9 protein-coding genes, 2 tRNA genes and 2 rRNA genes (1 of these 13 running past the window's edge) are annotated in these 12,083 nt (G+C 63.0%); 5 read left to right on the top strand and 8 right to left on the bottom strand.

All coding sequences use genetic code 11. From position 1 onward, the window contains the following. From KM295_RS15865 to KM295_RS15850, 4 genes are all read right to left on the bottom strand, one after another. Nucleotides 1-446: ribosomal RNA gene (locus tag KM295_RS15865) — 23S ribosomal RNA — on the bottom strand; its annotated part reaches 2,277 nt to the left of the window's first position; the annotation flags it as partial. 206 nt (nucleotides 447-652) lie between these two features. Beyond that, nucleotides 653-724 (bottom strand) — tRNA-Ala (locus KM295_RS15860). Nucleotides 725-825: 101 nt separating this feature from the next. Beyond that, nucleotides 826-2,292 (bottom strand): 16S ribosomal RNA (locus KM295_RS15855). Nucleotides 2,293-3,363: 1,071 nt separating this feature from the next. Continuing rightward, nucleotides 3,364-3,675: a non-histone chromosomal MC1 family protein gene (locus KM295_RS15850; protein ID WP_256031146.1), complete on the bottom strand. Its 312-nt coding sequence runs from the start codon at nucleotides 3,673-3,675 to the stop codon at nucleotides 3,364-3,366. 243 nt (nucleotides 3,676-3,918) lie between these two features. Between KM295_RS15850 and KM295_RS15845 the strand changes: the two genes are divergently transcribed. Together KM295_RS15845 and KM295_RS15840 are read left to right on the top strand one after the other, a co-directional pair. Continuing rightward, complete coding sequence (locus tag KM295_RS15845; protein ID WP_256031145.1) at nucleotides 3,919-4,116, top strand: hypothetical protein; 198 nt, start codon at nucleotides 3,919-3,921, stop codon at nucleotides 4,114-4,116. 87 nt (nucleotides 4,117-4,203) lie between these two features. Continuing rightward, nucleotides 4,204-5,259, top strand: coding sequence for a quinone-dependent dihydroorotate dehydrogenase (locus tag KM295_RS15840; protein ID WP_256031143.1), 1,056 nt, complete (start codon nucleotides 4,204-4,206; stop codon nucleotides 5,257-5,259). A gap of 30 nt (nucleotides 5,260-5,289) precedes the next feature. Here KM295_RS15840 and KM295_RS15835 read toward each other — a convergent pair whose 3' ends face one another. Genes KM295_RS15835 through KM295_RS15825 form a run of 3 tightly spaced genes read right to left on the bottom strand, consistent with a single transcriptional unit; the run spans nucleotide 5,290 to nucleotide 9,715 of the window. Next, nucleotides 5,290-7,146, bottom strand: a complete 1,857-nt coding sequence (locus KM295_RS15835) for a phenylalanine--tRNA ligase beta subunit-related protein (RefSeq protein WP_256031142.1) — start codon at nucleotides 7,144-7,146, stop codon at nucleotides 5,290-5,292. Then, complete coding sequence (pheS, locus tag KM295_RS15830) at nucleotides 7,146-8,660, bottom strand: phenylalanine--tRNA ligase subunit alpha (protein WP_256031141.1); 1,515 nt, start codon at nucleotides 8,658-8,660, stop codon at nucleotides 7,146-7,148. Before pheS ends, KM295_RS15835 begins: the two co-directional genes overlap by 1 nt. Before the next feature lie 59 nt (nucleotides 8,661-8,719). Beyond that, complete coding sequence (locus KM295_RS15825) at nucleotides 8,720-9,715, bottom strand: DUF5784 family protein (protein ID WP_256031140.1); 996 nt, start codon at nucleotides 9,713-9,715, stop codon at nucleotides 8,720-8,722. Between the two features lie 135 nt (nucleotides 9,716-9,850). Here KM295_RS15825 and KM295_RS15820 point away from each other — a divergent pair, with 135 nt between their 5' ends. Beyond that, nucleotides 9,851-10,021 carry a DUF5786 family protein gene (locus tag KM295_RS15820; RefSeq protein ID WP_256031139.1) on the top strand — a complete coding sequence of 57 codons (171 nt, stop codon included), beginning with the start codon at nucleotides 9,851-9,853 and terminating at the stop codon, nucleotides 10,019-10,021. 72 nt (nucleotides 10,022-10,093) lie between these two features. Here the strand turns inward: KM295_RS15820 and KM295_RS15815 are convergent, their stop codons facing one another. Further along, nucleotides 10,094-10,666, bottom strand: a complete 573-nt coding sequence (locus tag KM295_RS15815; protein ID WP_256031138.1) for a DUF192 domain-containing protein — start codon at nucleotides 10,664-10,666, stop codon at nucleotides 10,094-10,096. Between the two features lie 86 nt (nucleotides 10,667-10,752). Between KM295_RS15815 and KM295_RS15810 the strand changes: the two genes are divergently transcribed. Both KM295_RS15810 and kce read left to right on the top strand, forming a co-directional pair. Beyond that, nucleotides 10,753-10,826 (top strand) — tRNA-Val (locus tag KM295_RS15810). A 173-nt stretch (nucleotides 10,827-10,999) separates the two neighbouring features. Continuing rightward, a complete protein-coding gene (gene kce / locus KM295_RS15805) occupies nucleotides 11,000-11,938 on the top strand; it encodes a 3,5-dioxohexanoate:acetyl-CoA acetone transferase (protein ID WP_256031136.1) in 939 nt (312 codons plus the stop codon). Nucleotides 11,939-12,083 lie beyond the last annotated feature (145 nt).

Raw genomic sequence — 12,083 nt, 5'->3', positions numbered from 1 at the left:
AGGACGTATTTAGTCTTGGCAGACGATGTCTGCCGGATTCACGAGGAATTTCCAATCCCCGATACTCTGGAGCTGACGCACGGGTTAGTTGGTTCCGATACGGGGTTGTCACCCTGTATCACGCTCCGTTCCAGGAGACTTCTCGAAACCGTTCGCCCGATGAGAGCCAGTCCGAACACCACATTGCCCGAAGGCTTCGGTTTGGACTGTGTCGCGTTCACTCGCGGTTACTAACGACATCGCATTCGCTTTCTTTTCCTGCCCCTACTAAGATGTTTCAATCCGGGGCGTTCCCCATTGCGCGAAGCAATTGCGGTGGGGATTCCCATTAGGAGATCCTCAGTTCTTCGCCTCCGTGCGGCTCCCTGAGGCTTATCGCAGCTTGGCACGTCCTTCGTCGGCGCTTGAGCCGAGCTATTCACCAGATGGCACAGTAGCCACGGTAATGATAGATCGCTCATAAACCCGATGAAACGGGTCCAGTGAGCGTCTGGATCGCACGTACACACGGTCTCATTCACAGACCAGTCGACTGCTGGTCTGTGTCCACCCTTCCCACTCGCGCTTGCACGGAGTGGTGCATCGGTTCTGCGTACCCGAACCGTACCGCGGTTCCCACTTAAGGGACACGGTTCGGATCGGGCACGTGAGATGGACCCACTGGGATTCGAACCCAGGGCATCCTCCTTGCAAAGGAAGCACTCTACCGCTGAGCTATGGGCCCGGCCGTTAGCCTTGGCAGTTCAAAGGTGCTCGGTCGGTCGCGCATCGAAGCCGATAGATCGCCAAAGGTGGGCTGAGGACGATGCCTCAGTCCCGATCGTTAGGAGGTGATCCAGCCGCAGATTCCCCTACGGCTACCTTGTTACGACTTAAGCCCCCTTGCGGAGCCCAGATTCGACCTGGGAACCAGGCCTCATCCGGACCCCACTCGGGTGCTTTGACGGGCGGTGTGTGCAAGGAGCAGGGACGTATTCACCGCGCGCTTCTGACACGCGATTACTACCGAATCCAGCTTCATGCGGGCGGGTTTCAGCCCGCAATCCGAACTACGATCGAGTTTAGGAGATTAGCTCCACCTCTCGGTGTCGCATCCCATTGTCTCGACCATTGTAGCCCGCGTGTCGCCCAGCTCATTCGGGGCATACTGACCTACCGTTGCCCGTTCCTTCCTCCGTCTTGGCGACGGCAGTCCCCCTAGTGTACCCAGCCATCGCGAGATGCTGCTGGCAACTAGAGGTGCGGGTCTCGCTCGTTGCCTGACTTAACAGGACGCCTCACGGTACGAGCTGACGGCGGCCATGCACCTCCTCTCAGCAGCGTCGAGTAAGGTCATCAACCTGACTGTCATTACTGCTGTCGGAGCTGGTGAGATGTCCGGCGTTGAGTCCAATTAAACCGCAGGCTCCTCCGGTTGTAGTGCTCCCCCGCCAATTCCTTTAAGTTTCATCCTTGCAGACGTACTTCCCAGGCGGCTCGCTTCACGGCTTCCCTACGGCACAGCGCAGGCTCGTAGCCTGCGCCACACCTAGCGAGCATCGTTTACGGCTAGGACTACCCGGGTATCTAATCCGGTTCGAGACCCTAGCTTTCGTCCCTCACTGTCGGATCCGTCCTTCCGAGGTGCTTTCGCCATCGGTGGTCCGTCCAGGATTACGGGATTTCACTCCTACCCCGGACGTACCCCTCGGATCTTCCGGTCCCAAGCCGCACAGTTTCCGCCGGACGCCCACTCGTTAAGCGAGTGGATTTCCCGACGGACTTGTGCGGCCAGCTACGGACGCTTTAGGCCCAATAATATCGGCCATCACTCGGGCTGCCGGTGTTACCGCGGCGGCTGGCACCGGTCTTGCCCAGCCCTTATTCGTGGACCTCCTTACGGTCTACAAAAGCGAGGGCTCTATGCCCTCGCACTCGGTGTCCCCCTATCGCACTGTCGTGCAGTGTAAAGGTTTCGCGCCTGCTGCGCCCCGTAGGGCCCGGACTCGTGTCTCAGAGTCCGTCTCCGGGCTCTCACTCTCATGACCCGTACCGATTATCGGCACGGTGGGCCGTTACCCCACCGTCTACCTAATCGGCCGCAGCCACATCCTATGGCGCCGGAGCGTTTCACACAGCCTCCAGTTCCAGGATGGATGTGCTATTCGGGATTAGCCTCAGTTTCCCGAGGTTATCCCGATCCATAGGGCAGTTTGGCCACGTGTTACTGAGCAGTTTGCTACGTTAAACGTGCAACTCGCATGGCTAAATCGGACACCGATAGCAATGGCCTCCGGCAGGATCAACCGGAATGTGTTCCCCGAACTTGTTACCCAGCTCGGGGAGGGTTTGGCGGGAACACACCCAAAGGGTGTGTTTCCATCAATGTCTATCGGCGTTCGATGACAATCGGACCGACCGAGTGTCACCGAACTGCCAAGGCTAACATCAGATCCCATCTATACGGCGGACCGCAGGGGTGGAATCCTCATTTCCTTCGGACCTGATTATATTCTCTGAGTGGGTATAAACCCACCGGAAATCGCCGGGTCCGCGAGCGGAGACAGGTTCGAACTGCCTCCGACCACGTCGTGTCTTCCACCAACAGCCTCGTATGTATAAGGCCGTCGGATCGGAGCGAACCGAACTGAGTTCGGTTCGACCGTCGTATTTCAATCCGAGTGCCCTGTTCCACTTAAGCGCATCGGAGTTAGGTCGGCGCCGGAAGGTGATTCCGCACCGACCATCGTATTTCAATACGAACACCGTATCACACTTAAGCACATCGAAGTTCTTCCGGACTGTGCCGACCGAGCCGGCGACGTTCCGGGCAGACCTCCGACACCCCATGTGGGACGGCGTCGAGACGAGACGGCCCGGAGGACCGTCCCGCGTTCTTCGCACTCCGATTCGAGGGGCGAGGACGTATTAAGCCCGTCGAAGTGAACCCGCCACGTCACGCGGTTTCATGCCGATCGGCCCGTGTGAGAAAGCAACACGAGAGCAGGGAACAGTCCATCTCCGAGGGCGGAAACGCCGTGCTGCGTTGTCTCGTGCGCGCACCGTGCAGATCCGGAACGGGAGTATGTCAACGAACAGTTACTTTTGAGAACTCTCGGCAACAGGGGCGGCCGAACACACGGAAGAATACGGGGTTTCGATCGAGGACTGACTCCCGGGAGAGGTTACTTCCCGGCCGTAGCGAACTGATCGGAACGCTCGACATACGGGCTACTACCCGCGGGCCGAAGGTGTTGCGCGGTTGGAAGTCGGATCCGTCATCCCACGCGCGTGTACGCACGGTCGGGTCCGTGTGAGTTGCCGCGCGCCGGCGGTAACGGTGGCGGCCGGATAGCCGTTCCGGTCGCGGACCTGCGGGGGCGGTCAGATATCCTCGAGGTGTTCGATACCCTGTTTCGAGACGTTTGCCTCGGTGATCTCTTTGGGCATCCAGTCGGGACTGTCCTCGGGGGCTTCCTCCTCCCACGCCCAGCCCTCATAGATGTGGACTTTCTTGGTTCCTTTCTCGCGGAGCCGTAGTTCGGTCTCGTCGGCACCGTCCTCACTGTCGGCCGCCTCGAGCCGCCGGGCGGCTTTCAGCGCCGCCTGTCGGGGCGTCCGTCCCGAGAAGACACTCGTCTCGTCGTCGCCGTTCTCCCGGAGCGCGAAGTTTCGCTTGTCGTCGTCACGTGCCATGGTTTCTCTCCTCCGTGTGAGTTCTGCACATAGATTATTATAAATATATCCCCCGAACCGGCGTGATGCCGGCAATCGCTTATAAATACCCCGTCGCTTGCATCGGGAAATCGACCACAGGTCGCAGAGATCCGCCGTTTCGAATCTCTCAGAACGGCCGGATTCGGCTCGCGCGCGCTCCGACGACGTGACTCGCACGGTACACTTATGTATCTCGTGTGGTGAACGACCCAACACAACGCGATGGTGCGAAAGAAGAAGCTCAGCCCCAGTGGGGCAAAAGACGACGACGGTGAATACCACAACGTCCACGTGAACCTCCACGAGGACGAACTCGCCGTCGCCGGAATGGAGATCGGCGACGAGGTGTTCGTCCGCGTCAGGGACGGGAAGATAATCATCCAGAAGGCCGACTCCGAGGACGTCGAACACGACTTCTGATACTGTCAGCGGTACTGTTTCGTCGTATCCGTACCCGATCGCGGCGAAACCGCGGCGTTTAACCCTATCGACGGACCCACTCCGGTAATGGACCTCTACGATTTCCTCAAGCCGCTCGCGTTCGGTTTCGACGCCGAGACGGCCCACGGGATCGGCCATCGGGCCCTCGAGGCCGTCCAGTCGACGCCGGCCGAGCGCCTCGTCGCCGACGCGTGTACTGTCGTCGACGCCCGGCTCCGAACCGAGGTCTTCGAGCAGACGTTCCGGAACCCGGTCGGCGTCGCCGCGGGCTTCGACAAGAACGCCGAGGTCCCGAACGCCCTGGCGGCGCTCGGCTTCGGCCACATCGAGATCGGCGGCGTGACCGCCGAACCGCAGGCCGGCAACCCCCGTCCCCGGCTATTCAGACTCCCCCGGGACGAGGCGCTCGTAAACCGCATGGGATTCAACAACGACGGCGCCGACGTCGTCGGCGAACGGCTCGACGCCTTGGATCCCCGGGTGCCGATCGGCGTCAATATCGGGAAGTCCAAGTCCACGCCCAACGACGAGGCCGAATCCGACTACCTGTATACCTTCGAACGCGTCGAAGGGGGCGGCGATTACTTCGTCGTCAACGTCTCCTCGCCGAACACTCCAGGGCTCCGGGAACTTCAGCAGCGAGACAGGTTGGAGTCGATCCTCGGAACGCTCAAAGACGCCGGCGCCGAGCCGCTTTTGGTCAAACTCTCGCCGGATCTCACCGAGGCGGCGATCGCCGAGGCCCTCGAGGTCGTCGAGGCCCTCGATCTCGACGGCGTCATCGCGACGAACACGACGACCGACCGACCCGACACGCTCCGCGGCGACCACGCCGACGAGGAGGGCGGCCTCTCCGGGAAGCCGATCGAAGACGAGGCGACGGGGATGGTCCGGTTCATCGCCGAACGGACGGACAAGCCGGTCGTCGGCGTCGGCGGGGTCTCCGACGCGGCGGGCGCCTACGAGAAGATCCGCAACGGCGCCAGCCTGGTCCAGTTGTATACCGCCCTCGTCTACGAGGGCCCCACGGTCGCCCGCGACATCAACCGCGGCCTGCTCGAGCTATTAGAGCGGGACGGGTTCGACTCGATCGAGGAAGCCGTCGGCGTCGATCTCGAGTGAAAGCTCCGTTTTGCGAGGCTCGTCGGCCGGTCAGTCCGCCAGCCCCTCCAGCCGGAACTCGAAGGCGGCGACCGGAAGCTCCAGATCGCGTTCGACGAGCACGCGGGGATGTAGCTCGCCGATGACACCGACCGGCTCGCCGTCGAGGACGATCTCGGCTGTCCGCCCCGCGACGAAGGAGGGGTGGTCGGTCGGCGGCGTCTCGAGTTCGACACCGAACGCGCGCGCGATCGCCGCGACCCGGGCCTTGGCGTCCTCGTAGGAGGCGTCCGTCCGGGCGAGCACGCCCGCAACCGAGCGGTGTTCGGCAACGCCGGTCGGCTCGCTTTCGTCGACGGCCGCCACGAGTCCGATTTCGGCCAGATCCTGCGGGTACGCCCGGTGGGTGTTGTTCTCCAAGACCGACAGCAGCGACGGCAAGGCCCACGTCCGGACGACGGTGTAGGCCTCGCTGTAGGGTTCGGTGATCGTCGGCGGCTCGAGCCCCCCGAGCGTGTCGTCGTCGGGCGAAAGCGACATCCGATCGAAGAGTTCGGCCTCGCTCGTCAGATGGAAGTTCAACAGGTCCTCGAACCCGAGCCCGACCAGGGCATCGCGGGCCGCATCCTCCAGCCGGGAGCCCTCGTGGCGGCCCCCGACTGTCGAGACGTCCGGGTACCGCGGCTCCAGATCGTTGAACCCGTGGGCCCGGCCGACGTCGTCGATCAGGTCCATCGGGTGGAGCACGTCGACCCGGTACGGCGGGATCTCGACCTCGTAGACGGGGCCCTCGTCGGTCCCAGCGGGAGCGTCCGTCGAGCCGCCGGGGGCGGTGTCGGGTGAACCCGTCCGTTTCGGGACGGATTCGATCTCGACGTCGGTGTCGACGGCGTCCGCCCGGGAAGTCTCGTCCCGTCCCGGTTCCCCCTCGGGTTCGGCGTCGAGGCCGGCCCGTTCGAGCAGGTCGATCACCTCGGTGCCGGCGAGATCGACCCCCAGGGTCGTCTCGATCCGTTCGTGTTCGAGCCGCTTCGTGTCCGTCGAGAGATCGGGCCGCCTGACCGTCCCGTCGGGGTACCGGACGTCGACGGCCTCTATCTGACCGCCCCGGGCGTCGAGAGCGTAACAGACGATGGTGAGCATCCGATCGATCGTCCACTGGTCGGTTCCCGTCATCTCGATGAGCAGATCGCGGGAGCCCTCGTCGACCTCGGTCCGCTTGCCGTTGATGACCGGCGGGAACGAAAAGAGCCCGATGTCGTCGTAGATCGCAGGGTATCGATCGAGGTCCGTGACGAGGTCGCCGTAGGTCTCGCCGACCGGATGCGTCTCGAGGACCTCCGCCGGGGTCCGGTCGGCGTCGTCGTCGAGGGGGACGAACCGATCGCCATCGGGGTCGACACCCCGGTAGGTGATCGTCTTCTGGGGACCGTTGTTTTCGGTGTCGTTCCCGGGCGATCCGCCTTTCAGCATCGCCAGATCGTGGACGCCGATGGCGCCCTTCGCCCGGTCCCGCCCCATCGTCGCGTGCAGTTTCTCCTGGAGTTGGATGAGCGACTCCAGCCGGCGCTCGTCGAGATCCAGCCCGCGAACGATCGCCCCCGTCACGTAGGGGCGCTCGTCGGGGACCGACTCGTCGACCTCGATGGCCCACTCGGCGTCGTTGGTGTCGGGGATATAGACCCCCCGGTCGTGGCCGTACTGGTACCGCAGCGAGCGGGCGATCCCCTCGACGGAGAGCCGATCGAGACGGTCGGGGGCGAACTCGAGTTCGAACTCGCCGTCGTCGGTCTCGCCCTCGAACTCCAACCCGAGCGCGAACAGGTCCGATTTCAGCTCCTCGTCGCTTTTGTCCTCGGCGCCGGCGAGCGTCCTGAGTTCCTCGGGGTCGACGTCGACGACGGGCATCAGTACACCACCTCCACGTTCCGCAGCAGGTCCAGATCACACAGCGTCCCGTGGACGTCCCGGATGTCCTCGAAGCCGTACATGAGCATCAAGAGCCGTTCGAGGGCGAGCCCCCACGCCATCACGTCACACTCGACGCCAAGCGGGGAAAGTACCTCCTCGCGGAAGATTCCGGAGTTGCCGATCTCGATTAACTCGCCCGTCTCGGGGTGTTTCCCGAACAGCTCGAAGCTCGGCTCAGTGTAGGGGTTGTAGTGCGGTTTGAACTCGAGATCCGTGATCCCGAACTGCTCGTAGAACTCGGTGAAGGTACCCATCAGATCCCGGACGGACAGCTCCTCGGCCATCACCCATCCCTCGATCTGGAAGAACTCGAGCAGATGCGTCGGATCGAGGGTGTCGTTTCGGTAGACCTTCTGGACGCTGAAGTACCGCTGTGGGGGTTCGAGGTCGCCGACCGCGTGCCCGGAGAGATACCGCATCGAAAGCGAGGTCGTGTGTCCCCGGAGTGCGACCGCGCGAGCGAATCCCTCGTCCCACGGGGAGTGATAGCCGTCGCCGTCGGGGCCGACGCCGTTGCGGTGGGCGTCCTCGACGCGTTCGACGAGGTCCTCGGGGAGATCCTCCATCGGCGGCACGTCCATGGCGAACCGGTCCCAGTGGGTCCGGGCCGGATGGTCCTGGGGCATGAACAGACAGTCGTTGATCCAGAAATCGGCGTCGGCGTGGGGACCCTCCATCTCCCGAAAGCCCATCCCGACGAGGACGTCCTTCACGCGGTTTGCGGTCCGGCGGAGGATGTGCTCTTTGCCGCCGTAGGTCGTTTCGGCGTCGGCCTCGACGTTGTACTCGGCGAACTCGACGTCGGTCCACTCGCCGGAAGTGAGCAGTTCGGGCGTGATCGCCCCGACCGTCTCGGCGGCCTCGACGCCCTCCATGAGCGCCGTGACCCCCTCGTCGGTCAGCGTGACGCTCCGGACGGTCGTTTCGGTCCGCTCGAGGAGACCGCGCGATTCGAGCCGATCGAGAACGCCGCTATCGAGGTACCCCGCCTCGTCGTTGGCGACGGCCTCGAGCGCCTCGGCTTCGGGGTCGGCGTCGGGATCGTACGTCGGATCGTCGGCGAGCGTGACCGCGCCGCCGTCGATCTCGCCGTACCCCTTCCGGGCGAAGTTCGACAGCGCGATGTCGACTTCGGGGCCGTCCAGTTCGGCGTCGCCGATCAGTTGTCCCATCTCGACGGCCGATCCGTCCGCGCCCGCCTCGGCGGCGGCCGTACGGAGCCGGAGTTCCGGCAGGCCTCCCTCGCGGTACCGCCGTCCCTCCTCGGTGAGCGTCACCGTCTCGGCGACGTGTTCCTCGACCGCGAGCAGCCCCTCCTCGGCGAGCTCGAAGGCCGCCCGCGTGACGGCCGCGGGGTCCTCGCCGAGCTCTTCGGCGAGCTGGGCAACCGTTTTCGTCTCCGTCGCGCTGGCGGCTTCGAGCAGCGCGAGTTGCGTTTCGGGCAGTCTCATTGTGGCCCAGTGTGTACGGCTGGCTGTTAGCCGTTCCGACTCGGCGTCGACGGGGGAGCTCAGACGTAGGTGATCGCGCCGTCGAGATCGAACGGAACTCGACCGTACCGGTAGCCCTCGATCCGGCCGTCCGGACGGGCCCGGAAAACGACGGTCGGCTCGTGGCCGACGCCCGGCATCTCGCCGGTAACGGCCGCCCACTCGGCGTCACTGAAGGAAGTACAGTCGACGAAGAGGACCGCGTTCGGGTGTTCGGCTAGCTGGTCCGTCCGTTTCGCGCCGCCGGTCTCCCGGACGGCGGCGACCGGGTGATCGGCGTGGGAGCGTCGGGCCGGCGGCTCCGGGCGGGTGACCTCGACGAGGCGGTCGCCGACGGCGAAATCGAGCGCGTGCCCGCTTTCCTGCTCGACCTCCGGCTCGAACGCGAGTCCGGCGTCGGCGAGCAGTTTCGCGACGCTGAACTCTGACATCGTCGCGCGCATCCGCGTGAGATCGTATCCCGGGGAGGTACCGAGCTTCGAGGCCATCGTATAGCGGTTCCCGTCCAGCACACCCGTCCGCAAAAGCGACTCATAAAAGCCCAGCCCCGCCTCCGGGGTCGCGTCCGGGAAGCCGGCCGCGTCCTCGGCGAAGAAGCGACGGGTCGTGTTCCGGCCGTCCTTCGAGAAGAAGACGGGGAGGAAGAACCACGAGACGTACTGGAACTCGGCGAGCCACGGGTCGGTCATCTCCAGTCGGGCGGTGAGTTCCCGCTCGGCCCACCGGGTGACGGCGTAGGGTGCCTCGGCGAACGTCTCCTTGTCGGTCCGCCACAGCGGCTCCGGCGTCTCGGTATTGCCGAGCCAGTAGGCCCGCCCGGGACGGAAACAGAACAGCGCCAGATCGCCGTTGTCCATCTCGAAGCGGACGGCGTCATAGCGGTCATCGGCCACCGAGAACCACGGCTCTTCGAGCGTCGCGCCGAACGAGTCATCCAGCGGTGCGAGGAGTTGACTGCGGACTCGATCCCGCGTCCACGTCCCCGCCGTACGCCGAAATCGAAGCGGACCTGCCACGTTCGTTTTTATGCGTCCGGCCGTTTACCGGTTGCGTTCCCGCTCACTGGCAGGGGCAGGCGCCTGGAGGCGAGGGCAGCGGGGTCGCTTTTCCCGATACATTCATAATGAATCCTCCTCAAGCCTTACCATACCATGTCAATGGGTGCCTATGACGAGGACGAACACGAGCGCCGCGAAAAGAAAGCCTCGACCGTCGACGCAGCCTTCAACGACGAGCGGACGAGTTACGAGGGAACGGTCGAGTACGATTCGGGGGACTCTGCGGAAGCGCTGATCGACCAGTTCAAGCGGATGCAGGATTAATTTCGCGGGTACCGACCCGTCTCCGATCGATCGACGCCGCTCCGGAGCGACCGCCACCGCGTTCGTCCATAGCTACAGTTCGAACTCGAATTCGTCGCCGACCTCGACGCCACGCTCTGTGGTCCATCCCCTGTTCACCTCCAGGACGTACTGCCCCTCGCCGGGATAGCGTTGGGTGTTTCCGTCCTCGTTCGACCCCGGCGCCGGCGCCTCGTGGATCGTCGTGATCGTCCCGTCGGCCGCCACGAAGACGATATCGATCCCGAATGACATCTCCCGCATCACGTAGGTGTACTCGCCCGGTTCGTCGTGAACGAAGAGCATTCCCCGGTCCTCGGGGAGTTCCTCGGTCGCGCTCAACCCGAGGTAGCGCTTCGATCGGGTGTCGGCGATGGCCGCCTGGAGGCGGCCGAGTTCCGCGCCCGTCTCACCGTCCCGGGCGATGACGGTCGTGTGTTCGTAGTCCGAGTGGGCGGACGGGGTGTCACTCTCATTTCCGTCGTCCGGACCCTCGGGATCCACAGCGTTCGGATCGTACCCATCGCCCAGCAGGGGGGCGATCGCACCCGTCGAAAACGCGAGCAGGGCGACCGCACCGAGAGCCGCGAGCGCGACGGCGGCGTAGCCGATCCACCGGGAGTCCATCGTCGGCGTTGAAGCGCCGATAGCGTGTAAGCGTTCCGTCCCAGAGAGTAAGGGTTATGCGCCCCGGACCGCTCCACCCGAACGTCGGGTCCGTGGTCTAGTTGGTTATGACGCGGCCCTTACAAGGCCGAGATCGGTGGTTCGACTCCGCCCGGACCCATGCGATTCTGCGAGGAACGGACGTGAGGAGCGGATCGTTCGCCGGACGGATCGGATCCTGTCACGAACGAGTGAACTACCCAATCGATCGAGTCTTGTCTACGGTGATTTTAAGAGATCGCACGAACACTATCGAACCAAAGCTTTTTGATATAGCTGAAGTACCGATTCGCTATGGCAAGATCATTAAGCAACGTTGTTATCAGTTGTGCACTTACCGGAGCCATTCATACGCCGTCTCTCTCAGATCACTTGCCGATAACGCCTGAGGAGTTAATCCAGGAAGGCATTACCGCGGCTGAGGCGGGGGCGAGTATTATACATATCCACGTCCGTGACCCGGAGACCGGAGAACCCACAAGCGACCTCGAGCTTTTCCGGGAGGTTGCCTCCGGTATCAAATCCGAGACGGACGCGATAATCCAACCGACGACGGGCGGCGGTATGAACCAGTCCGTCGAAGAACGGATGAGCGTCGTCCCCGAACTCGAACCGGAGATGGCATCGTGCAACATGGGGAGTATGAACTTTGGATTGTATCAGATCACAGACGCTGTCGAGGAATTCCAGTACGAGTGGGAAGAGAGTTATCTCGAAGAAACACGGGATCATATATTCCCGAACACGTTCGAGTCACTCGAAAAAGCGTTCGAACTGTTCGATGAGAACGGCACCGTTCCGGAACTCGAATGTTACGATGTGGGTCACCTCTATAATGCGAAGCATTTCCTCGAACGTGGCCACCTGGAACCTCCGATCCACATCCAATTCGTGATGGGGATCCACGGTGGGATCGGTGCCGATCAGGATAACCTGAACCACATGGTAACGACAGCGAACAAACTGTTCGGCGACGACTTCTCGTGGAGTGTCGTCGGCGCCGGTCGAAACCAGTTCCCCCTCGGAACCCAAGCATCCGCGATGGGCGGTAACGTCCGCGTTGGCCTGGAGGATAACCTCTATCTAGAACGGGGACGCCTTGCGGAGAGTAATGCGGAGCAGGTCGAAAAAGCAAAACGGCTAGTGTGGGAGATTGCGGGTCGAGAGCCCGCCTCTCCGGATCAGGTCCGAGAGTTCCTCGGATTGAAGGGCCAACAGAGCGTGGGCTTCTAGCTCGGACAGAACGCCGAACACTCTTCTATTACGGTAAAGGGAGGATACGCTCGTATCTCTAGGAGCCGTCATACGGTCGTGCGAAAGTATTTACTATAGCAATCGTATTTCTGCATAATGGGTCGGCTGGACGACATCACCCTGG

Source organism: Natronomonas aquatica, assembly GCF_024449025.1.
Lineage (GTDB): Archaea > Halobacteriota > Halobacteria > Halobacteriales > Haloarculaceae > Natronomonas > Natronomonas aquatica.
The sequence above is the reverse complement of the archived record's forward strand: the minus strand, read 5'-3'. Positions and strand labels throughout refer to the sequence as shown.